Raw genomic sequence first — 22,653 nt, 5'->3', positions numbered from 1 at the left:
GGGCGCCCACTCCGACTCAGCACGCCAGCCGTTGCGATCGAACTCCGTGAATAACCAGGGGTAAAAGCTGTAGTACCGGGCTCTGTCGGTGACATTAGTGATCCCGGGCAACAATTGACTGTAAATCTTTATGCAGGGTGCTTGTGCCCCCAGGTGGTCAAGCCCGCCGATCTGCTTGGGCGGTTGTACCCACCCCGTTTGCACAGCAGATTCCATTCTCCATTTCCCCCATTTTTTATTGTCTTTTTTCCTGTCGAGGTCGTAGAGCCTTTATCCCGACGTGAATTCAATCCCAATTTTTCGCAATTCCGGCCCGGCAGCGTCCACAAACTGCTGCAAGGTTTCCACCAGCCACTCATTGATGGCCGGCCAGTTGTCTTCATCAAAGGCAGCTACACGATAGCCCGCCACCAACCGCTGTGCCTTGCCCGGAGTCGGCTCCTCCCGTAGCTCCATCGGCATCGCAGCGAGAAAGGCATCGCGGTCGAACTGCTGGTAGTTCAGCAGCCCTTTCTTACGGTGGAAGATCAGCTTCACCCGCACTTCTGACTGGGTAAACTGCAAGGCGATGCGCACCCCTTCGCCGGGCACATCCACCTTGCGTACCGGGTAAATACTCGGCGCCACATTGGCAAACAGGTCGATACCCGACTCCTCCAGAAGAGGAAACAGCTGGGACCAGAACTGCTTGCGTACCCGTTGGCGGTTGGGGATTCCACGCCGTTCCTGTCGCTCGGCATCGGCCTTTTCATTGACACTGATCTGGTACTCTTCCGCCTCCTTCACCGGGATAATCTGCTCCAAGTTGAGGAACAGCTGATCCCCCAAGGCATAAGGCACGGCCTTGATGCACTGGATACGAATGCGATGCTCCATCAGCCATAGCGCGGTGGAGGTGACTTCGCGGCGAAAGTTGGCGGCGACAAAGAGGATGCGCTGGTCGGAACCGGGGTTGAGGGTCAGCTCGTCGAACTCGGCATCGTCGAAGAACTCGCTGAGGCGCTGCTGGGCGCTACTACCACCTTCGTACTTGTCCAGGTACTGCTGATAGATGGCAACGATCTGGCTCTTGGTCAAACCCGCGCAATAGGAAGCATACTTGAGCGCCTGCCACACGACGTCGCGACCGGAATCGTCCAGCTTGTTCTCGATGATAACTAGATGGCCCTGCTTATCTAGCGCCAGCAGATCCAGGCGCTCGCGGGTCTCATCGAAGCCGTCGAACTCCTTTTGGATAATCATTAGCTCCTCGCCCAGCACCTCCGGATTGGCTGCCAGCCACTCCTGCAGGTGCTCGCGCTCGCGAAAACCAAGCTCAGAGAACCTTTTTTCCTGCAGGGGGAGGATACGGTTGGCGCCCTTGTCGATCTGATACATTAGCTAGCCTCGGCGACGAATTCGGAGTTGAGCTGGATCTCACCCGACACCAACTTAGGAAGCAACGCCTCCCGCAACTTAGCCAAGCATGAATTCTCTGGAGAAAACTTTTTCGCATATACATTTTTTGCAATCTGCGAAAACGACCCAAGAACACCCTCTGCAGGTATTACAACCGGTTCCGTCTCCAGAAAATACTTAGTCTGGAAATTGCTAATTCCAGTGCTCTGATTCTGGTATGACCACATTTTACCGGCGTCATAAATACAGCTTAAATGTACGGCGAGATAGGCACCCAGTTCTTTGCTCTTAGGACGGAAAAGTCTACAAAAACTTGCAGGTTCTACAGGGGAATCGAACCGGCGAAGTAAATCCGCAGTAATATATAAAGATCTACCTGTGGACTGATCCTTGCTACCACCTGAAACCTCTATAGCGATATCTCCGTCTTCCAAAGCTCGCTTCGCTAACTTTTTCTTTTCCACCACTCTACCTGGAACAGACTCAACTTCTCCATTGAGGATCTTTGGAATGTCGGTCCCACGGATGATCCTCACCGATTCCGTGTGTTTCTCATCCGCTTCTTCCTTGCCCCAATCACCACCGATCTGACTCTGGAGGAGGTCGCCAAAAGGCCGAAAGCTCCAGCCCGACGGAATTACGCCATATTCATCCTCATCAAAGCTGGCAGGAAACTCCGCAGCAAGCGATCGAAGCTCTGCTCGCTGCTCCCCCTCCATCTCTGCAAGCTTAACTTCCAACATTGCCCGGGTGCCGTCGATATCGGAGGGGTCGAAGCTGAGGCCAGCGATGGTTGCGGCTGCGGCGATGTTCTGGGACTCCTCCATGTCCGCCGATGTCGGCAGCGATGTGCCCTGCTCGACGGCGCACTGCTCGAAGTACTCGCGTACCGCTACCTTCGCGCGCACCGGGTCGAAGTCCACGAACCAGCTTTTGAATAATGTATGGGCTATCTGCTCGAGGGTTTGGTTTATTTGCCGATTTAGTATCTCTTTCTCAACAATGCTTCCAGCTATTCCGGCAATCGCCCTCTGTGCTTCGATCGAAATTTTAGGTATATCGAACTTCTTAATGTCTCTAGCGGGAAGCTGCGGAACAGCAGAGCCAGATGTCAGGCTAGCAATCTGATTTTGTATATAGCTAGAGGTGAACAAAAAATATAAAAACTTCGAATCCCACTCATTTGGATTCGCGCGGACAATTATCATCCCTGAGTTAATACGAACGTGTTCAAAATCCACGGCATCATCAAAAAGCGCAACGTTACCGATTGTGCCGCGCGTCGTGACCACAATGTCACCGCGCTGGAGCTTGCCAGCCCTCAGTAAATTATCCCGCTCTTCGTTAATGAAAATTTTCTCGGAAAATTCGAACCCAGACCTTGTCACATTCTTCGCCGACAGAAATAGGCAATGTCCTTCAGGCTTAAAATCTTTCTGCTTTGGATAATTTTTGCCACGATCTCCGTCAACGAGCTTTATGTTCGCACTTTCGAGTTTTACTGTATCAAAATTCAAAGCCTAGCCCTCCTAGCTGGGCCTTTATCGCTGACTCTAATTCATGCCCCCTCTTAAACTGAGTGGTTAACTGCCCAGTTAGCCCAGCGATCTTCGCGGCAAAAGGCACCCCGTCATCGTCTTCATCCGCAGCACCCACGTAGCGCCCCGGCGTCAGTACATGCTCGTGACCGCGGATTTCTTCCAACGCCGCGCTCTTTACGAAGCCTGGCTCGTCATGATATTTCGCGTCGCCGTTTCGCCACTGATGGTAGACGTCGACGATTGCAGTGATGTCCTCGCTGGAAAATTCCTTCAGCACTCGGCTGGCCATCTCGCCCTTGATTCGGGCATCGATAAAAAGAATCTCTCCCTGGCGCGGCTTGTTGCGAGCCAGAAACCAGATACATGCGGGGATCTGAGTATTGGTGAACAGCTGCCCTGGGAGAGCCACCATACACTCCACCAGGTCCGCCTCCACCAGCGCCTTGCGGATGGCGCCCTCGTTGTTAGTGTTGGAACTCATGGAGCCATTGGCCAATACAATACCTGCACGGCCATTCGGCGCCAGGTGGTGCAGCATGTGCTGGACCCAGGCGAAGTTGGCGTTACCCGCCGGCGGGGTACCGAACTGCCAGCGCTTGTCAGCCTCCAGTGCATCACCACCCCAGTCGGAGATATTGAACGGCGGGTTGGCCATCACGTAGTCGGCCTTGAGGTCCGGGTGCTGGTCGTTGTGGAAGCTGTCCGCCGGTTCCTTGCCGAAATTGAAGTCCATACCACGGATCGCCATGTTCATCGCCGCCAACCGCCAGGTGGTGGGATTGGACTCCTGACCGTAGATGGAGATATCACCCAGCTTGCCGCCGTGGGACTCAATGAATTTCTCCGAAGAAACGAAGAAGCCACCGGACCCCATGGCTGGGTCATACACGCGCCCCTTGTAGGGCTCCAGCATCTCAACAATCAAGCTGACGATGGACTTGGGCGTATAGAACTGGCCGCCTTTCTTGCCCTCTGCACTGGCGAACTGACCGAGGAAGTATTCATACACGTGGCCGAGAACATCCTTGGCACGGTGCTCGGTGTCGTTGAAACCGATGGTGGCGATCAGGTCAATCAGCTCCCCCAGGCGCACCTGTTTCATGCGCTCGCGGCCGTACTCGCGGTTGAGGATACCCTTGAGGCGCGGGTTCTCCTTCTCGATCGCCGCCATGGCGTTGTCGATGGTGCGGCCGATATCCGCTTCCCGCGCCTTGGCCTGGATACTGCCCCAGCGGGCCTCTGCCGGTACCCAGAAGATATTGGCGGCCAGGTAGTGGTCGCGGTCCTCCAGTTCACCGGCGATATCCTCATCGGTGGCATCCTCCCAGTACAGTTCGTCCTCCGGGTCCTGAATGCGGGCGGTGAGCTGGCTGCGGAACTCATCGAAGCTGTCAGAGATGTACTTGAGGAAGATCAGGCCCAGTACCACATGCTTGTATTCCGCGGCATCCATATTGGAACGCAGCTTGTCGGCGGCGGCCCAGAGGGTCTTTTCGATGTTGGCCAGGCTACTGGTCTGTTTCGCCGCTTTCTTTTTGTCCATTTCGAATAATTTTCCTACTTCTACCAGCAATAATGTTCGCAAATGTAATCGAGTGTACCGGTGCTTCCCACGTAGAAAAAGGAGAAATACGTCACGCCAACCTAAGTGACACTACGTGTTCACTTATCGCCTTTCGTCTGGCTAAATGCGGAAACCGTGGATGGGGCAATTAAACATAAGGGAAATATGACCACTACATTAGTCACTGCCGACCTGGGTATTTCAGAGTGGTTGACTGCAGCTGGTATGGCGGCCGACCAAACAATAGTCAATGCACTAGGGGATTACCTACTTGAGGATCCGGATGAGTTCTTGCCAAGCGCAGAGGTAGAAAATATACGAGACCATTTTTTGTTCGGCGGCTACAGTTTCGACTGGTACGATCTACTGTCCGGAAACGCCTATTCCACGGTTGAACTGAATATCGATGAAATCGCAGACGCCTGCCAAGCAGGAACGATAATGACAGCTGATGAGCTGGGACCGTTCGTACTCAGTTTTGTCGGCGAATGGGGCTGGGCGGTGGAGCAAGCTTTTCGAAAGGCGTTGAAGGAGAGCGTAGAGTAAACCCCGCACGAGATGACTCAATGATTCGCCGGCTTAGAGGTCTGCTTTTATAAGGGCGCGCTTGCCGGGGATAATACCACCTAAGGCTTATCAACGGGGGTACATCTGGGGGTATGACAGATACAACAACCCATAAAAAACCATAACAATCAACAGCTTAACAATCATCTTCAATTGACGGAGGGCCCACCATTTTTCCCATCTATTCCGGCTTGCGCCCGTTCAATTCCATTTTCACGATCACCCCCATCTTCGCCGCTCTATTACTGCCCCAGGGTGATAGAGCAAAATTTACTGGAGCGGCACCCTACGAAAGCAGAAACAGCAAAAGAAATCTTTTCAGTGTAATTCCATGCGAATTGACGTTCCGGGAAGTATCTGAATTCAGGCCGCAGGCACCGCAAATACAGTGATAAATCCGAGCGCGGCAGCAATCGAACCGAAGAAACACCGCTGACGGACTGAACGGCTGACACTGGTTGCGACCAGGCATTGCAACAGATAGTAGAAAGCAAAAGCGCGGGACGCGAGCGCGACAATCTGTAATGTGTCCGCGGTCCAGGTAAGCCCGATGGCGCCGCCGCCCACCAGCACAGTGGCAAAACGGGGTTTCAGCTGGTGATGTGTCACCTCCTCCAGGTTACCGGTGGCGGCGAGGGTGTCGGCCACCGCAGCAGAGAACTGGCTCATGGCTGCGGCGATTACCAGCGGTACCACCAGCAGAGCAGATGCCGCAGCGGCGAGGTGGATCAGGCTGTTGTCGCCATAGTTGCCGTTCAGGGTATGCACCAGTGGTAGCGCTACACCGATAAATATCAGGTATACCCCACTCGAGATCAGTTGCGACAGCCGCGAGGCACGGATGCGGGTTCCGGCATCAAATGAGTCGCCCAGGTAACGGGTGGTTTCGAAACCCTGCACCACGATCAGGGTACCGGCGACAATGGTCAGGATTTCCCACAGACTGTGGGGGTTGGCCTTGAAAAACTGCAGCCCCGCAGGAGACTGCCAGGTATGCAGGTCATAAAGTGCAAAGCCGCCGATCAATAGCACGATGATCAGCAGGGTCACAGCCAGTGCCAGCCCTTCCATCGCCGCAAGGCCATTCAGCCCCCGGGTTATGCCAATAATAACGATAAATACGATGACGATGGTGGTCAGCAGATCTTCATTGAATGGGGTATCCAGGTGCAGGCTACCGAGCACAAACGCCGACAGGATATGCAGGTACAGGGCTACCGAGATGACATAGGCCAGCACCAGCGCAAGGTCAGAACTCCGTTCAAATGTGAGCGTGGACTCCGGCGGGTCCTTCTCCAGCACAGGTTCGGCAAAGCGTATATTGAAGCGGATAACGGCTCCGACGCAGAAGGCCAGCCCGCACACCAGTGCCATCGCCAGCACCGCGTAAGTACCCACAGCGCCAGCAAGGATCGGCACAATGACCAGGAAGCCGCTGCCGAAGATGGATGCCAGCGGCGTACAGGTTGCCCGCACAAGCGCGCGCGGGTTGCCGCGGTGGTGTATGGCGGGTTTGCGCTGCATCGACTCCCCTGGTTGGACCGGCAATCTCTCAGCCTAGAGCATAGCGGGGACAGGAAGCATTGCACGGCGCTACGGCGGGCGTTAGAGGCAGTACAAAAAAAGCCCGGCACAGGCCGGGCTTTTGGGGCTTGCAGGTGACGGGCCGAAAGCGGCGCGATCAGGCTTCCAGTCGGCGCAGTGCGCAGATTTTGTTACCGGAAGGATCGCGCAGGTAAGCCAGGTACAACTTCATGTCGCCGCCCTCGCGGACCCCGGGCGGATCCTCACAGGCAACGCCGCCATTGGCGATGCCAGCTGCGTGCCAGGCGTCGCCCTGCTCCTCGCTCTGCACGGTGAAGCCGATGGTGCTGCCATTGCCGCAGCTTGCCGCTTCACCATCGATCGGTTTGGTCAGTGCAAAAACACCGGTATCGGTGAAATAAAAGCAGCGCCCTTTCGGGTCGATAACACCGGGCTTATAGCCCAGCACGCCAAGGATCGCATCGTAGAAATTCTTGGATTCCTCAATATCGTTGGCGCCGAGCATAACGTGACTGAACATCGAATTTCCTTGTTTATCGGAACAGGTTTAGGGTTTGAATCGACGCCGAGCATAGAGGAAAAATGGCGGTAATAAAACACACTCGATGGTGCACAAATACTCGCCACCGATCAAGCCGCAGTGCGTGCCGGCTTCGCTCTGAACTGCAATACCGCTAACGCCACGACGGTGATCGCCAGCGGCAAAAATGAAACCCATAGCACGGTGTTCCAGCCGAATGCGCTCAGGATACCGCCCGAAGCAAAAGAACCGAGTGCCATCAAGCCAAACACAATGAAGTCATTGACGGACTGCACCCGCGTTTTCTCTACCTCTGTATGACACTCCAGCACCAACGCCGAGGCGCCGAGAAATCCGAAGTTCCACCCGACGCCCAAAAGAATAAGCGTCCACCAGAAATGGGCCACATCCATACCGCCGAGTCCGACTGCCGCGGAAATCCCGATTAGCAGCAAACCCACCATCATCACCCGCTCGGCGCTGAAGCGCGCGATCAATTTGCCGGTGAAAAAGCTGGGGCCGAACATGGCAATCACATGCCACTGCAGGCCGAGATTGGACGACTCGGTGGAATGCCCATGGGTGTGCATGGCCAATGGCGCTGCGGTCATCAGGAAATTCATCAGCGTGTAGGAGATGGCGCCACAGGTGGCAGCGGCAACAAAGCGCGGTTGCCGCAGTATGACCTTCAGTGGCCGCCCCCCGCTTTGCGCGTAGGCACTGGGCTTTGGCAGACGAACACCCAGGAGGATCGCGGCAGAGAGGGCAGCCACAGCGGCCTGCGCATAAAAGGTGGCAACGAACATCGGCTCTGGCAACAGGTGCATGGTCGCGGTCACCAGTTGCGGACCGACTACGCCCGCCGCCACCCCACCGGCCATGACCAGTGACAGCGCCTGCGCCTTGCGCGCCGGCGCCACGGCATCTGCCGCCGCAAAGCGGAAAGACAACACTACCGCTGCGTAGGCGCCACCAAAGAAAGCGGACAGGCAGAATAGCCAGAATCCGCTGACTCCCCCGAGATAAACGGCAGCCACTGCAATCAATCCGGCGATGATGCCCGCCGCGGCGCCACCGAGAAAAGCCACGCGGCGGCCATAGCGGCCAGCGATCGCGCCGGCGGGCAGAGTGCACAGCGCCATACCCACCACGAAAATGGTCAGCGGTAGCGTCGCCAGTACTGGCGAGGGGGCCAGCGCATTGCCGACAATCGCACCAGTGGCATAGACCACCACCGAGTTGGCACCTGCAAGTGCCTGGGCAATGGCGAGCCGCCAGATATTGCTGCGCTGTACTTTTTCACTGGGCAGTACAGCGGCGTCAGCTGCCGGGGAACTTGCGGAATCCATTTAGCGGTACTCTTTAATGACGCTCTCTAGCGGTCGTCTTTAGCGATATTTTTCACGCACCAAAGTGCTGAGGCGGTCACGCGGGATGGTCAGGGTCACTTCGCCCATAGAATAAGGCCCGAGAGTATACACGCCGTAAAGCAGCTCTATGCCTTGATCCGTCAGCCGGAAGTCATCACTGTGCGTGAACGGCCAGTTCTTACGAAACTCGCCGTCGACACCCTGTGAGTCCAGCCACTGTTGGTGCGAAGCTTCCGCGAGCTTCCAGAAAGCCTGCGCCTGTCCCGGTGCCAGCACATCGGTCAGTGCAACTGGCTGCTCCTTCGCAAGATCCCAGTTCAGCCAGTGGCTGACCGGCATGCCGTGGGCGCCACCGGTGTACAGGTAACTATTGACCACAATAGTGAGCAGATCCCCGCGCCGCGCCAGTTGCTTGGCGTCACCATTCAGCTCCCAGCGCGCGGCTGAGATTTCGCTAACGGCGCCGGCGTCGTCGATAAACTGCTGTGCAACTTTATCCAGAGAGTCGGCCGCCGCCTCTTCGGAATCTCCACTGCCCTGCAACTGCTGCAACAACTGCGCGTATATTGCGTCGTTCAGCGCGGGGCGATCGACAAAAACCTCGCGGCGAATGGTTACCGATGTACATTCTTCGGGAGAAGTGCAGTCGGGCGCGAGCATTTCCAGCGTTTCCACCTTTGATTCCAACGCAGCGGGTTTGCGGCTTGCCTCATTTTCGCAACCTGTTAACCCGAGCGCGACAGTAAGGCCAATGGCAAAAGTAGTGAAAGCGTGCCGCCTCTGTGACAAAGATCGCATGAAAAATTCTCCGTGCAGATGCGAAATACCTGAGACCAATAAACGATCGGGAAATGGGTACCATCGTACCCCAAGTTAAATTGCCCCGTCATAAGACGCTTGTTAATCTAGCCTGCGCTCAATGGACTGAACGACTCAAAGGAAAGGATTTCACGCATGGGCAATATGCACCTACCCCAGCCATCCAACGCCCTAAAGGCTTGGGGCACCAGCGGCCAGGGCCGTGCAATTTTCGCCAAGGGCTCTCATCGCCAGATTCTGGACAACTTCACCCAACTCAGCCAGCAACAGTGTAGTGAAGGCTATCACGCGCAAGCACTTGTAAAGGCAGTAAATAGCCTGCGCGGCGATGCCAGCCCGGTCAATAGCATGCTCAAACCCAATAATCCTACTCGGCGATTGCTGGTAGCGGGCGCGTTTGAGATTGAGTATGAGCTGAACAGTTACTATGGCGATTGTCAGACGGATGTGGAGATTGTGGATATTCGGTTGGTGACGAGGGAAGCAGAAAACTTCAGGCGACCGGCCCTATGGCGGATAGAAAAGAATGAAAGAGGAGCGCTTGATTTCCCGCCGAAACCCAGTTCGCGGCTAACCCCAACAAGAAAATTGCCAGGTAGCGCGAAGACTCCAATGAAAATAGGTGTGAATGGGCAATTAGGCGCGACAAATGACGTTCTAACGCTGATGACAAGTCATATTAGTCACGGAGATAAAGCAAAGCGCAGAGCATTGCGAGAATCTGGATTTCAGTTACTGTACGTCCCCCCAGAGAGCAGCGCGTGGGCGGCGGGCTGGCGCACTCTCAAGTCCCTCGGTAATCAGGGGTCGGAACAACAGCGTCAGGCGGCGCGAATTCTGGCGCAACACATGCTTGAAGCACATGATCAAAGTCTACATGTCGAGTGGACCAGTCAGGGCGAGGGGGCCTGGGTTCTGATCGAAGCTATGCAGCACTTACAGAGAAAGCAAATAAATTTACAGCAGCGGCAGAAGATCTTTCTCAGTGACCACACCCGCAGTCGATTCAGCGCTGATCGCGCGCGCCGCGAATTGAATATGAATCTCGAGGATGACAAATGGCACAACGCCGCCCCGGGACTAACCCAAACCGTCGGCGGCGAGCAATTCGGCCTGGCACCGCTGCTGAGCGCGGGACACGAGTTGCTACGCCACACACCAAAGGAGGAGCGGCTAGGCAAGTCGGTAAATCTAACGTACCAGACTGGCGAGTATTTATTTAAGAAATGGGGTGCCGCCGGTGTTGCCGGTGGTCTTGCGGCATCTACCGGCGGCTCCGCTTCACTGGCCGTGGCGGTGGTAAAGTCCCTGCACAACCTGGCTCCAACCCTAATTTCATCGCTGCCTGGCGCGAGAAGTTACTACTTCAAGAGCACCGGCGATCAGCTACAAAACCTGATCAACAATCGCCACAAAAGCTAACTCTCTTCGAAAACCGGATATCTCTATGTGGTTTGGTAGCGAACAAAACCCCAAAGGGCCGAACTGGCACAAGGCGCGGCCTGTCATCAAGAACCTGTCAGGCACCCGCATAGCTCTGCATGCTCCACCCTTACAATCCAATGCATACATGCCTTTTGCGTTCGACGATGAGCCGGATTCCTTTGATCTGGACTCGCCAGACACACTTGAGGCTATTGACTACCGCAGCCCGAAGCCGTCCGGCAGCGAGCGTTCAGATCGCCGCACAACCATCTGGAGCAGTGGTTGGAACTTTACCGGCCGTCCACTACTGGACGGGGCCAGTATCGGAGATTTGCAAGTCGAACTGGTACTGGAAGAGATCGACGAGCTGCCGATAAATTGCAGCTTGTTTCGGCGAGAAGATTTAATTCGCTACGCAAAAGGTTATTTTAGCGAGGGCTGGCTGGGTAACTTTCACCACGGCTTTGGTGAACCACACGAGCGCAATGTTTACGATCTCTCACCCCCACGGTGGTCCAATTATTTAGCCCCATTGAATAACCAGTGGCTAGTACTCAATGGCCAAGACTGGCTTTACTTTGAAGTACAACCTCTACGCGAAAGTACCGATGACTTTTACTGGCTATGTCCCATCGGCCACCGCCGCTGTCTGCGAGCAACCTATTCCGTCTCACGCCACCTGTCGAATGCAGGCAACTCCTACCGCAGAGAACGCTCTCCTATAGAAAATTACCGGGACCTGATGGAAAAAATCATGTCCACCATCATCGTGGAACTATCCGAAACAGCGAGACAGCAACAACGTTCGGTAGAAAACCCTGAAGCTCAATACCCACTTTTTCACTGCACCGCCGCGCAGGTGGAAGAAGCCAAGCACGTGATGTATATGCGCAGTGATATCTGCTACCGGGACAAACTTAAACCCGAAGACGCCGATCACCGCGCCCCCAAAGAAGAGGTGGCCGCGTTTATAGACCAGCGCATCCAGCCTCGTCCCCTGCCCGGCTGTCTCGCCATAGGCCCAGCCTTTGAGCAAGCCGATCCCACACCGTCATCACATAAAGACAGAGCCAACCTGAAGCTAGCTCAAAACAAGTAGCCCTACCCCGGGCCTCGCGAATCTCTGCTGCGTCGCCCTCCCGTCTCAACATGGATACTAACGATAATAGTTGGCATGACACCGCCCCAGGTCCGGCTCAGATCACTGGCGGTATGCACTTTGGCGCTGCACCTTTACTGTGTCTCGTGAATGAGCTTCGCAACAGAACGTCTTCAGATGAAGCATTAGGAAAGGGTGGCGACCTGGCCTGGCAAGCGGGCACCAAGGGGTTAGCCGTCTCAGGAGTGGCCTCTGCACTGATATCCGCGGCAGGCATCCCCGGAAGTCTAGCGCTACTGGGCGCAGGTATACTCATAGCTTCCCTACCCGGTGCCCGAGATAAGTATTACAAAAATCCAGGTCAGCAGCTGGGCAATTGGCTAAACCGCCTGCGTAAACCCGGCCGATAAGGAAGATCACATGTTATTTAGCAGTGAACAAAACCCCAAGGGTCCCGGCTGGCGACGACTACGCAAAGTGGAGAAAGACCTGTCAGGTACACGGGTAAATTTTATGGCACCGCCCCTACGCCAGCCGATTCCCTGTGGATTCGAAGCAGAATCGCAGCCCAACAGCTTCGATCTGAACGATCCCAGTATCTATTCGCTATTCGGTGATTTCGATTCAGAAAAGCAGATATATGATGCCCTTATCTGGCGCAGTGGGTGGAATTATACCGGCCGTCCAATCCTTGACGGAGAGACGCTGGGACACCTGATAATGGCCCTATGCGTACAAGAGCTGCGTGATTTTCCTGTAAACCACAGCCTTTTTCAGCGATCGGAAATGATTGAGCTGGCCAAACGTTTGCACGATGTAACGGACCTCGGCCAACACCATGACGGACACTCAGAAGACCGGGACCCTTTTGATCTAACCCGGTACCGCTGGCCCAACCATTTGTCCCCCATCAACTGCCAGTGGCTAGACAGAAACGGCCGCGAGTGGCTTTATTTTGAGACTCAGCCCCTCTGGGATGGCCCAACAGAGTTTTACTGGCTGACACCCATAAGCCACCAGCGCTACATAATGGCGCACTTCCATGTGAACCGCTGGCTGCATAACGCAGGCAATCCATTTCGTGAGCAACGCTCCCCAATAGACAACTATCGCGAACTAATGGAAAACATCATGAACACCATGGTGGTAGACCTTTCACCCTCGGCGAAAAATGAACAACAGATCGTGGATACCCTAGCGCAAGATTTCCCTCTCTATCACTGCAATGAACAGCTTGTGGATCAGGCTAAACACACCCTGTATATGTGGAGCGCTAAAGGCTATCGGAACAAATCCAAACCTAAAGACGCCGATCACCGCGCCCCAAAAGAAGAGGTGGCCGCGTTTATAGACCAGCGAATCCAGCCTCGCCCCCTGCCCGGCTGTCTCGCCATAGGCCCAGCCTTTGAGCAAGCCGATCTCGCACCTTCATCACATGAAGGCCGACCCAACCTGAAGCTCGCTGAAAACAAGTAGCCCTACCCCGGGCCTCGCGCCCCTCTGCTGCGTCGCCCTCCCGTGCTAAAGTGTAAGGTTCGCAACCAAGCTGCACCTGAAAATACCTGCGCGGGAGCCGTTTTGATCACCTTTACCCTCAACAGCGTTCACCGAATGGCCGATGAGCACAGTTTTGTCCGCGGTGAGGACTACTTTGCCCGCGGGCGGGTGATGGAGGCGTATTACGACGAGGAAACGGCCACCTATCACGGGCGGGTGAAAGGTTCGGCACGGTATATCTACCGGGTAGAGCTGGACGTGGAGCGCGGCAGACTGGTGGGGCTCTGTTCCTGCCCGGTGGGGCTGAACTGCAAGCACGCGGTGGCAACGGCACTGGCCCTACTGCACGAGGAGGCCGAGCCCGCTGAGCCGCACCCTGCGGATTCCCCCGCCACGCAACCGCCAGAATCTGCCTGGCAGCGCTGGCTGGCCGAACTGCCGCCGGCACCCGGCATGGAGCCGGCGCCACTGGAGCACGGCAAACTTTACCTGCTGTATATTCTTGAACTGGACGATCAGCGGCGTCTGCGCCTCGCCACGAAAAAGGCCTACCTGAAAAAAGACGGCAGCTGGAGCCAGCTCAAGCACTTCGCGCCGGATAGCGCCACCTTCGGCTGGAACCGACCCAGTTACCTGCTGGATGAAGATGCCACCATCCTGCAGCTGTTACCACGCACCAATGCATCCGGCCGCCTGGGCCTGATCGGTGAACAGGGACGACGCGCGCTGACGCTACTCCTCGACAGCGGCCGCTTCTATTTTGAGGATTCTGCGCTGCAACGCGCCACGGGCAAACGCCTCAGCTGGCAGTGGCAAACCGAAGGAAGCGATAAGCGCAGACTCAACGCCGTGCTGGAGGGGGTCCCCGACCGCGGCCAGTGGCATCTGATTCCGGTACAACCCCCGTGCTACCTGGATACTGAAAACACCACCATCGGCGACATCACCACCAACCTTCCCGTGGGCCAGCTGCAACACTTGCTGGAGATGCCCGCAGTCTCTGACCGAGAACTGGGATTGATGGCGGTAGAGCTGCGGCAGAGAATTCCCGCCACCCAGTTGCCACTGCCGGTGGAACCCAAGCTGGAAACCGTCACCACATTTACGCCGCATATCACTCTGGTGAGCTGTGATATGGAGCACCTCAAACTCCCCGCCATGAAGCTGCAGTTCACGTATGCGGGGTTTCCCTTTGCGCCGCCCTACAGCCGCCATTATGAGGGCCCCGAGGCTACCCGGGAGCGTGAGGGCACCTACTATCATATCCAGCGCGACACGGGCGAGGAGCGCCGCCGCTGCGACGATATTTACCAGCGGGGTCTGTACCTGATACCGGAAACCCTCGGCGGACAGGAAGAAATTTGGTTACCGGACTCGTCGGGCCCCCAGGATATTCCACAGCGCTGGCGTGCACTGCTCAAGGACACCCTGCCCGAACTGGAACAACAGGGTTGGGTCATCAATGCCGACCCGAGTTATCAGTTCGACGTTGCGCGCACGGATATCGCCATCGAGCTCAAGGACAGCGACAACCACTGGTTTGAGTTTGGCCTGGATCTGACACTCGCCGACGGCCGCACTTTCCCCATCGCCGAACTGGTAGAACACTGGCTAGAAAAGGATGCACCGGATGAGCTGACGATCAGCCTCGATGGGGAGTGGGTCAGCGTGAATACCAAACCCCTACAGAGCATCCGCGGCCTGTTACTGGACCTGCTGAAGGAGAAGAAACTCGGCGGTACCGTGCGCCTGCCGGCGTTCCAGGCGGCGCAGTTCGCCGCGCTCGCTGAGCTGGATGAACGCAAAGCCCCGGCCACCCGCAAAATGATCCGGCAACTGCAGGACTTTAGCGGACTGGAAAATATTCCCGTTCCCAAACACCTCAATGCCACACTGCGGCCCTACCAGCAGGAAGGCCTCAACTGGCTGGCATTCCTGCAGCGCTTCGGTTTCGGCGGTATTCTCGCGGATGACATGGGTCTGGGCAAAACGCTACAGACACTGGCGCTGGCCCAGCACATGAAAGAGTGCGGCCAACTGGAGAAGCCCGCACTGATCGTCACCCCCACCAGTCTGACCGGTAACTGGCAGCACGAGGCAGCGCAATTCACGCCGCAGTTAACAGTGACCACCATCCACGGCCCGGAGCGCGCAGCCGCTTTTGCTGCGATCGAATCCAGCGATCTCGTGCTCACCACCTACCCCCTGCTGGTGCGCGACTGGGAGCGCTACAGTGAACGTGCGTTTAGTCTGGTGATCTTGGACGAGGCCCAGGCTATCAAGAACCCGGCAACCAAAATTGCCGAGTGCGTGCGCAAACTCAAGAGCGATACCCGCCTGTGCCTGTCCGGCACCCCACTGGAGAATCACCTGGGAGAACTCTGGTCACTGATGGATTTTGCCCTGCCGGGCCTGCTGGGCGGGCGCAAGACTTTCAACGAGGCCTACCGCACCCCCATCGAAAACCGTGGCGAACATGATCGGCAACAGGAGCTTGCACGCAAGGTGCGGCCGTTCATGCTACGACGCACCAAGTCGCAAGTGGTTGCGGAACTGCCACCAAAGACCGAAACCATTCAATATGTGGAACTGGGGCGCAAACAGCGGGCGCTGTATGAAAGCGTGCGCATCAGTATGGAAAAACGCATTCGCGAACTGGTCGCCCGCCAGGGTATCGCGAAAAGCCATATCGAGTTTCTCGACGCGCTGCTGAAGCTGCGCCAGGCGTGTATCGACCCGCGGCTGGTCAAGCTCGACAAGGCGAAAGGCATCCAGGAGAGCGCCAAACTGAGCTGGCTGGCAGAAACCCTGCCGCGAATGCTGGAGGAAGGACGCAGTGTGCTGATTTTTTCCCAGTTCACCGAAGTGCTGAACCTGGTAGAGGCGCAACTGCAGGACCAGAGAATCGACTACACGAAACTCACCGGCCAGACGCGCAAGCGCCAGCAGGTCATCGACCGCTTCCAGAGCGGCGATGTGCGCGTATTCCTGATCAGTCTCAAGGCCGGCGGCGCCGGGCTCAATCTCACCGCCGCCGATGTGGTCATCCATATGGACCCCTGGTGGAACCCGGCGGTGGAAAATCAGGCTACCGACCGCGCCCACCGCATCGGCCAGGAGAAGCCCATATTCGTGTACAAACTGGTGGCGGCGGAGACAATCGAAGAACGTATTCACCAGATGCAGCAGCAGAAGCAGGCACTGGCAGATTCACTGTTTGACGCAACCAGCTCTGCCGGATTACCAACAGACAAGGAGGAGCTGTTGACACTGCTGCAGTAGACCAGCGGTCAAGCACAGCGCACTTTTATAAGGAAGAGTTAGAAAAATTTAGAAAGAATTAGAAAGAAACCGAGAGCCCAATCCCCGAGAAAGTCGCATTCTCGTACTGCCCGACAAATTCTTGCGATCGGCGCGCGTGATACACGCTGAGCTGATAGCGCCCAACCGCAAAAGCGCCACCAAAGCGCCACTCGTTTACCCGCGGCTCTTTCTCCACGCTATGGCTGGGCTTGCTGCTGTTACCGTCGAGGAAAATATCCCGGCTGACAAACCGAGTCTGCCAATCCGAAAATAGAAACCAGCTGCCCGCTGCAGATGTCGCACCGAAATCCGGCGCAACCGTCGCCGGCTGCAACGCACTGACACCGGCACTGGTGTAGAGATTTTTGCCCACCCGCACACCCAACCCGAGCGCGGCCTGGGTCGACACATTGCCTGCACTGCCGCCAAGTGTGCCGGAGAATTCCACGCCGGTGCCGTTATCCGAAACAGGGTGGATACGCGCCCACTTGCGCACATAGCTCACCACAAATCCGGGCTCATCCTTCAGCTGATGATCCCAACCGTAGACATCGTAGGCGCGCAGTACCTGATGCGTCGTGCGTTGTGCCTGCTCGGCGCCGGAAGACGGACCAACAATACCCGCCTGCACATCCAGCCGCTCGGCAATCAGCCATCCGTTCTGGGGCAAAACATAGTGGGATTTGAGAGTGCCACCGAGATATAACCAACCTGCATAGGGGCGGTCGTCACGAATGAGGTCCGACCGGGCCACCTCATAGGGAGTATAAATTGCCTGGCCGACCGAAAACTGAGATTGAATTACTCGGTTATCGTAACTTGAGGGTAAAAGATTTTTCGGCCAGTTGACCGGGGCATCCGGTGCGTAGGTGAGTTGAAGCCCCTGCGTATAGTAGGCGTCGCTGGCACCATCAAAGGAATCGTTTTCCAGCTGCAAACTCAAGGAGCCCGCCACTGCCGGCGCGGAGGATGCGACCAACCAGAGTGTGCTTGTCCATAGCACGCGGGTGGGCCACAGAAACGAATTTCCATTTCGCTTTGCATATTTCACCCATAAATTTTAGGAGAGCCCGAGCGAGCCTCCAGAAACCTGCGTGAAGATATACGTCTGGTAAATTTATGAATTAAGGGTCATTTCACAGACCCGTGCGCTAGATCAAAACCGGAGCCGATTCTGGTGCCGGCTTTTCCTCTTCCGGTGGCTGAGCTTTGCGCTCTTCAAGTTTGCGCTGCAGCGACTCATCCATATCTTCGAGTGCTCTCTGCAATTCCTGCGAAAACACGTCGAGGGCCTCCGACGCCTGCTCGCTCATTTCTTTGCCGGTGCTTTCCAGCTCCTCGAGCATCTGGTCCATCTGCACACCGGCTTCGTCCGCCGAGCGCTCAAACTCTTTTGACAGGTCTTTGCTGAATAGGTCGAATTTGTTCAGCAGTTCTCCAAACGCACCACCGTTGATACTCATCGCCGTGCGCTTGTAGTCCACCAGCCATTGTCCATCGCGCTGAACCAGATAGGTGGTGAAGGAGCGAATGCGCCCTGTTTCCCGGTTGGCTAGTTTGGACACCACGCTGGCCTCATCGCCATCGATGATCACTCGCCCCCACTGGGGCTGGTAACCGTCCCACTCTCCGGAAAAAGCGTCGAAACCCTCGGCGCCGGTCGGCGTCGAATAACGGGCGGCGCTAACAGCGTCGTCGTCAATGGCGGCATCCCAAAACGCCTCGGTCACCTGCTGTGGAGTTTCCGGTCCGGAGCACGCCGAAAAAAGCACGGCGAGGCCGATGATCACGGATGCAAGGCTGCGGCGCAGAATCAAAGGTAACTTCATAGTCGTTAAGCAATAGTCGTTCAGCGTTAGGCATTTAGCAGGTCAGTTGCAGATATAGGCGCCCGTAGTACTGGTCTCCCAGCACAAGCGGATTTGGGCAATTTAACACACTGCAGGCGTGACTGACCGGCCAGCGCAAAGCTGGACACGACGGTAAAGGCGTATTAATCAGCCACACTCGCGGGCGCGTGACTGCAAGACTTCTGCAATCTGAAAATCCAGCCAACCAGTGTACCGATCAGGGTTCCGAAGACGGTGCCAAGAAAATGACTGGATACTGCCACCTTGGCCTCGATTATGCTCGCGGTGACAGCACTTGGGCCGACAGCCAGTTCCCAGCCGACTTTTGCAAAGCACCCGATCAGTAATAGCCCTCCGGACCAGCGACGCTGGAACAGCTCACTGACGGCCGCGAAACAGAAGAGTCCATGTAAGGCACCAGAGAGGCCATAGTAGATCTCTACTTCCGGAAACCAGATCCACAGACCGGTGCTGATTAGCACAGAGAGAAGCGCGACCACGCCTAGATAGGCCACAATCCGGTGACGCCGGCCAAGCAAGTGGCTCTGCCCAAACACAAACCAAAGCACAACCACCGCGGCGCCATTCATTAGCAGGTGTGCGGTATTGGTATGTACCAGGTGCCCGGTCAACAAGCGCCACAACTGCCCCTCGGCCAGCAATGTGCGGTCGTACATAAACCAGTCCGGGTGTAAGGACTGGATAAACTGCAGCAGGATGCAAAGCAAAAGCAGTATCAGCGGGCCACCGATACTGCCGAACAGTTTGTTTCTTTCCATACCAGGCATGATCGAAGTGCGTGTAAGCCATCTGCGAGGTTAAAAATTTCGATGCTGCACTATGGTAGAAAAGTAGCTACTTGGCAATTTCCGTGCACTTCAGTTGGGGCCCGGGGGGGTTCAGCCTGGCACTTCGGCTTCGCAACTGTGGGCCTCCAGGCGCTTCAGCAATACACGAGTTACCAATGCGGTTACGACCTTTTCAGCACACATACCTGGTCACCGTAGTAGTTGTTGCCGTAGTTACATGAATAGCTACATGAATAGTTGCATGAAGAGTTATGTTCAATTACCGGCGTTTTCTTGCTAACTGACTTTTGCATGTTTGTTCTCCTTTACATTGTGAGCCTGCTTCGAGTTACATCTACACAATACGCCCGAAACACTCATTGCGGAAATCAAATAAAGCTTTCGCGCCAATAGTTTTTAGTGATGGAGAACGGAGCCACAACACACAGGAGATGGTTCTGCAGATCCCGATAAAGCACACACCGAGGAGGCGCCCGGATGATCTATTCCCCTCATGGGATTTAGAAAGCTTGTACTGCGTCTCAAAGCCGTTGGGATTCACGCGCAATCTAAGGCAGGTGCGGCTGATTCAGCGAGTTTTACACTACAGTTAATTGGTAGCTGTGACGCACCCAAAACTCTTTTCCGGGCCCCGCCACGCTACTACGCCCTAGCCACACTAGAGCAGCATGGAATTGAGCAGCAGCGTATAAAGAAGTAGAGGTTGTCGTCATGAATACGCCATTACCGGTAAATGCCCGGAGCTCGCAAAAGCCCGCCATACTGGCCGCGCAAAAGAAAGCCGGCCCAGACCCGCAGAACTCTCACACCAAGACCGGTAAAAGCTACCCCAATCTGAGCCTTCGATACCCAAAGGACCTGGAACACTGTTTTGTACTTGGCAATAACTGAGCAACATCATGCCTTCCGAGACGCTCAAGATACTCGCCATCTCCGGCAGTCTGCGCCAAGACTCCTTTAATAGCGCAGCGCTCAAAACCGCTGCGGATCTTGCCGGTGACAGTGCCGAATTTACCTTTGCCAGCCTTGCCGACATCCCGCTGTATGATCAGGACCTGCGAGATAAGGGCGTGCCCGATGCGGTGGAAACCCTGCAACAACAGGTGCTGAAGGCCGATGCCATTCTCTTCTCCACTCCGGAATACAACTACTCCGTTTCCGGTGTATTGAAGAATGCCATCGACTGGCTGTCTCGCGTTGACCCGCAGCCATTTGCCGACAAGCCGGTAGCGGTGATGAGCGCGAGCATGAGTGCATTCGGTGGCGCGCGGGCACAGTACGACCTGCGTCGAATCCTGATTTACCTGGATGCGCACTTTGTAAATAAGCCGGAAGTGATGATCAGCTTCGCGCACAAGAAGTTCGATGACAACGGCGCGCTGAAAGATGAAGACACCAGGAAGTTTATTGGCGACCTGGTAGAGGCTCTGGGGAAATGGCAGCGGCGCCTAAGCGCCGGCAAGCCATCCTGAGAAAGCGGGTCCAGTTACCATCGGCGGAATTTCCGGGAGACGTGAACGGCCCTGATCGATCAGGCAGGTACCTGGATATCTTCGGGCTCCGCTTGCGGACCTTTGCTGCGGTTCCACCACTTCTCATGGAAGTAAAAGGCCACGGTATTGCAGGCCGGCTCCACCAGCGCCAGGGCACTACCCACCCATACATCACCGGTCAATGCAAAGCCCACCGCAAATGCGACTGCCATATGCACAACGGCAAAGCTACAAGTTTTGGTCATGGCCTGCTGCTTCATGGAATCACCCTCTCAAACTATCTGGTGATCGGCGCATCCATTAGAGACACGCAACTGATCAAAAAACCACCAGAACACTATGCATATTATCGAGAATGATTCCCATTTGTTAAAGGCAACCGGGTTAACCACCGTGATAGAACCGACCAATAGGTCAGGAAAACCCTGCTCCCCTCTCTAAATCGTTAACGCTGGTAATAGCCGACACTATCCGCGTATTCGATCAACTCACTACCGTAGTCACCGCCCCACTCGTAGCCATAGCGGCGCTCGGCATCGATGGCCATGATGTCGTATTGCTTGATACCAGAGCGGTCGGCGAAGAACCCGGTATCGTCACCAACGTTGTAAAAGCGATACCACATGGTACTGCCGGCCCTACTCTGGATTGGGTTATAGGTGTCGTCGCTGCTACCGCTGGCGCGTTTTACGTAAGCGGTATCCGCCTCCTGCACTGCCGGGCTTCGATACCAGTCGAGGGCGGAACGAACGGCTTCCTCCACTTCAGCGGTCTGCGGCTGCGACATCAGGAAGGCCGTTACCAGCATGGATTCCTTGCCACTTTTGGATTCCAACTCGTAGGCGCGCGCCGCGCGGGGCTCGTAGGTAACCGGATCGTGCTGGGCACACCACACAGTCCTGGCGCCGGCCTGCACTATTTGCGCCTTGAGAATAAAATCGACGCCCCCTGCGATTGCCGATTCCATACGCGTGCGCTGGTCTTCGGTAAACAGGTCGCCATTCAACGGCGCTTCCTCGCGCAAGGCGTGATCGAGCAGGATCAATACCCGGGCCATGGCACCGTCATTGAAGGTGACATGATTGGAGTAAGTGGTTCCGGCACGCGCCGGGTAGACCTGGGGCCAGCCGCCACTTTCGTACTGCATGGTCAACAGAAATTCGAGCGCGTCGCGCGCGGCGTCGCGGTACTTGGTATCGTTGCTGCGCTGGTAAACGTCGGCGAGAAACATCAGCTCGGTAACGGTGGCATCGTTGTCGATGGTACCCAGTTCCACACCACCCGAGCCGGTCCAACCGGAGCGCGCATCACTGCCATTCCAAGGTGCGTCGTAGGTGGACCCGTCATTTTTATAAAAACCACCGTGGTCCATCTGCCAGGTGATCATATTGTCAGCGCGAGTCCGATCCGCTGCGAGGCTGCTGCCCAGCCAGGACTTGTAGTTGTCCAACTCGCCGTAAATTGGGTTGCCGGCCTGTGCCAACATTGGCGCTTCACCACCCGACGAAGATGAGCTGGACCCACCGGAGGATGAAGAGCTGCTGGAAGAGCTGGAGCTACCGCCAGATGAACTCGACGAACTGCTGGACGAGCTGCTTGAAGAACTTGAGCTGGAAGAGCTTCCGCCATTCGCCGGAGGAATGGTTTCGCTGGAGCCTCCACCACCGCAGGCAACCAGCATTACAGACAGCACCACTGTAGCCAGCGGCGTAAACGGATTATTGAACATAAGTGCACCTAGATACTCGGTTACTAATTTTTTGGAGCAACAGCCAGCGCTGGTGAATGTTGTTTTTCGACAGCCAGAGCCAAAAAAGCCCCGCAAGCGGGGCAAGAATGGCAAATTACCAATG

General features: G+C 55.9%; 18 protein-coding genes. 6 read left to right on the top strand and 12 right to left on the bottom strand.

From position 1 onward, the window contains the following. Positions 1-270: 270 nt before the first annotated feature. From LC059_RS15320 to LC059_RS15310, 3 genes are read right to left on the bottom strand one after another with little or no spacing between them, the layout of a single operon-like run. Positions 271-1,377 (bottom strand): DUF4268 domain-containing protein, encoded by a 1,107-nt coding sequence (locus LC059_RS15320; RefSeq protein WP_226704742.1) that lies wholly within the window; start codon positions 1,375-1,377, stop codon positions 271-273. Next, the gene (locus LC059_RS15315) at positions 1,377-2,915 is read right to left on the bottom strand and encodes a restriction endonuclease subunit S (protein WP_226704741.1); all 1,539 of its coding nucleotides are present in this window, start codon (positions 2,913-2,915) and stop codon (positions 1,377-1,379) included. Before LC059_RS15315 ends, LC059_RS15320 begins: the two co-directional genes overlap by 1 nt. Further along, a complete protein-coding gene (locus LC059_RS15310) occupies positions 2,905-4,482 on the bottom strand; it encodes a type I restriction-modification system subunit M (RefSeq protein WP_226704740.1) in 1,578 nt (525 codons plus the stop codon). The genes LC059_RS15315 and LC059_RS15310 overlap by 11 nt, the downstream gene beginning before the upstream one ends. Positions 4,483-4,668: 186 nt before the next feature. Here LC059_RS15310 and LC059_RS15305 point away from each other — a divergent pair, with 186 nt between their 5' ends. After that, positions 4,669-5,049 carry a hypothetical protein gene (locus tag LC059_RS15305; protein WP_226704739.1) on the top strand — a complete coding sequence of 127 codons (381 nt, stop codon included), beginning with the start codon at positions 4,669-4,671 and terminating at the stop codon, positions 5,047-5,049. A gap of 384 nt (positions 5,050-5,433) precedes the next feature. Here the strand turns inward: LC059_RS15305 and LC059_RS15300 are convergent, their stop codons facing one another. The 4 genes from LC059_RS15300 to LC059_RS15285 form a co-directional block, all read right to left on the bottom strand. Further along, positions 5,434-6,594: a hypothetical protein gene (locus LC059_RS15300; RefSeq protein WP_226704738.1), complete on the bottom strand. Its 1,161-nt coding sequence runs from the start codon at positions 6,592-6,594 to the stop codon at positions 5,434-5,436. A gap of 157 nt (positions 6,595-6,751) precedes the next feature. Further along, positions 6,752-7,135, bottom strand: a complete 384-nt coding sequence (locus LC059_RS15295; protein WP_226704737.1) for a VOC family protein — start codon at positions 7,133-7,135, stop codon at positions 6,752-6,754. A gap of 110 nt (positions 7,136-7,245) precedes the next feature. Beyond that, entirely contained in the window at positions 7,246-8,484 is a 1,239-nt protein-coding gene (locus LC059_RS15290; RefSeq protein ID WP_226704736.1) for an MFS transporter, read from the bottom strand. A 39-nt stretch (positions 8,485-8,523) separates the two neighbouring features. Next, positions 8,524-9,180, bottom strand: a complete 657-nt coding sequence (locus tag LC059_RS15285; RefSeq protein WP_226704735.1) for a DUF3298 and DUF4163 domain-containing protein — start codon at positions 9,178-9,180, stop codon at positions 8,524-8,526. Positions 9,181-9,459: 279 nt separating this feature from the next. Between LC059_RS15285 and LC059_RS15280 the strand changes: the two genes are divergently transcribed. From LC059_RS15280 to LC059_RS15265, 4 genes are all read left to right on the top strand, one after another. Beyond that, positions 9,460-10,746: a hypothetical protein gene (locus LC059_RS15280; protein ID WP_226704734.1), complete on the top strand. Its 1,287-nt coding sequence runs from the start codon at positions 9,460-9,462 to the stop codon at positions 10,744-10,746. A gap of 25 nt (positions 10,747-10,771) precedes the next feature. After that, positions 10,772-11,848 carry a hypothetical protein gene (locus tag LC059_RS15275; RefSeq protein WP_226704733.1) on the top strand — a complete coding sequence of 359 codons (1,077 nt, stop codon included), beginning with the start codon at positions 10,772-10,774 and terminating at the stop codon, positions 11,846-11,848. A gap of 420 nt (positions 11,849-12,268) precedes the next feature. Continuing rightward, positions 12,269-13,324, top strand: a complete 1,056-nt coding sequence (locus tag LC059_RS15270) for a hypothetical protein (RefSeq protein ID WP_226704732.1) — start codon at positions 12,269-12,271, stop codon at positions 13,322-13,324. 102 nt (positions 13,325-13,426) lie between these two features. After that, complete coding sequence (locus LC059_RS15265) at positions 13,427-16,627, top strand: DEAD/DEAH box helicase (RefSeq protein ID WP_226704731.1); 3,201 nt, start codon at positions 13,427-13,429, stop codon at positions 16,625-16,627. A gap of 58 nt (positions 16,628-16,685) precedes the next feature. Here the strand turns inward: LC059_RS15265 and LC059_RS15260 are convergent, their stop codons facing one another. The 3 genes from LC059_RS15260 to rrtA form a co-directional block, all read right to left on the bottom strand. After that, the gene (locus LC059_RS15260) at positions 16,686-17,651 is read right to left on the bottom strand and encodes a lipid A deacylase LpxR family protein (protein ID WP_413231571.1); all 966 of its coding nucleotides are present in this window, start codon (positions 17,649-17,651) and stop codon (positions 16,686-16,688) included. A 148-nt stretch (positions 17,652-17,799) separates the two neighbouring features. After that, a complete protein-coding gene (locus tag LC059_RS15255; RefSeq protein ID WP_226704729.1) occupies positions 17,800-18,477 on the bottom strand; it encodes a hypothetical protein in 678 nt (225 codons plus the stop codon). A 164-nt stretch (positions 18,478-18,641) separates the two neighbouring features. Further along, positions 18,642-19,277 (bottom strand): rhombosortase, encoded by a 636-nt coding sequence (rrtA, locus tag LC059_RS15250; RefSeq protein ID WP_226704728.1) that lies wholly within the window; start codon positions 19,275-19,277, stop codon positions 18,642-18,644. Positions 19,278-20,206: 929 nt separating this feature from the next. On the opposite strand from rrtA, the gene LC059_RS15245 reads away from it, so the two are divergent. Continuing rightward, positions 20,207-20,779: an NADPH-dependent FMN reductase gene (locus LC059_RS15245; protein WP_226704727.1), complete on the top strand. Its 573-nt coding sequence runs from the start codon at positions 20,207-20,209 to the stop codon at positions 20,777-20,779. Positions 20,780-20,838: 59 nt separating this feature from the next. Here LC059_RS15245 and LC059_RS15240 read toward each other — a convergent pair whose 3' ends face one another. Continuing rightward, positions 20,839-21,045, bottom strand: a complete 207-nt coding sequence (locus LC059_RS15240; RefSeq protein ID WP_226704726.1) for a DUF2061 domain-containing protein — start codon at positions 21,043-21,045, stop codon at positions 20,839-20,841. Positions 21,046-21,245: 200 nt separating this feature from the next. Then, complete coding sequence (pelA, locus tag LC059_RS15235) at positions 21,246-22,529, bottom strand: pectate lyase (protein WP_226704725.1); 1,284 nt, start codon at positions 22,527-22,529, stop codon at positions 21,246-21,248. Positions 22,530-22,653 lie beyond the last annotated feature (124 nt).

Source organism: Microbulbifer elongatus (assembly GCF_020524885.1).
GTDB classification, from domain to species: domain Bacteria; phylum Pseudomonadota; class Gammaproteobacteria; order Pseudomonadales; family Cellvibrionaceae; genus Microbulbifer; species Microbulbifer elongatus_A.
Note: the sequence above shows the minus strand (reverse complement) of the source record. Positions and strands in the feature narration are given on the sequence as shown.

Bases quoted from the DNA above. Each gene is read 5' to 3' on its own strand.
- LC059_RS15245 (WP_226704727.1), top strand. From the start codon at position 20,207: ATGCCTTCCGAGACGCTCAAGATACTCGCCATCTCCGGCAGTCTGCGC.
- LC059_RS15280 (WP_226704734.1), top strand. From the start codon at position 9,460: ATGGGCAATATGCACCTACCCCAGCCATCCAACGCCCTAAAGGCTTGG.
- LC059_RS15300 (WP_226704738.1), bottom strand. From the start codon at position 6,594: ATGCAGCGCAAACCCGCCATACACCACCGCGGCAACCCGCGCGCGCTT.
- LC059_RS15275 (WP_226704733.1), top strand. From the start codon at position 10,772: ATGTGGTTTGGTAGCGAACAAAACCCCAAAGGGCCGAACTGGCACAAG.
- LC059_RS15240 (WP_226704726.1), bottom strand. From the start codon at position 21,045: ATGACCAAAACTTGTAGCTTTGCCGTTGTGCATATGGCAGTCGCATTT.
- pelA (WP_226704725.1), bottom strand. From the start codon at position 22,529: ATGTTCAATAATCCGTTTACGCCGCTGGCTACAGTGGTGCTGTCTGTA.
- LC059_RS15295 (WP_226704737.1), bottom strand. From the start codon at position 7,135: ATGTTCAGTCACGTTATGCTCGGCGCCAACGATATTGAGGAATCCAAG.
- rrtA (WP_226704728.1), bottom strand. From the start codon at position 19,277: ATGGAAAGAAACAAACTGTTCGGCAGTATCGGTGGCCCGCTGATACTG.
- LC059_RS15270 (WP_226704732.1), top strand. From the start codon at position 12,269: ATGTTATTTAGCAGTGAACAAAACCCCAAGGGTCCCGGCTGGCGACGA.
- LC059_RS15310 (WP_226704740.1), bottom strand. From the start codon at position 4,482: ATGGACAAAAAGAAAGCGGCGAAACAGACCAGTAGCCTGGCCAACATC.
- LC059_RS15305 (WP_226704739.1), top strand. From the start codon at position 4,669: ATGACCACTACATTAGTCACTGCCGACCTGGGTATTTCAGAGTGGTTG.
- LC059_RS15255 (WP_226704729.1), bottom strand. From the start codon at position 18,477: ATGAAGTTACCTTTGATTCTGCGCCGCAGCCTTGCATCCGTGATCATC.
- LC059_RS15290 (WP_226704736.1), bottom strand. From the start codon at position 8,484: ATGGATTCCGCAAGTTCCCCGGCAGCTGACGCCGCTGTACTGCCCAGT.
- LC059_RS15320 (WP_226704742.1), bottom strand. From the start codon at position 1,377: ATGTATCAGATCGACAAGGGCGCCAACCGTATCCTCCCCCTGCAGGAA.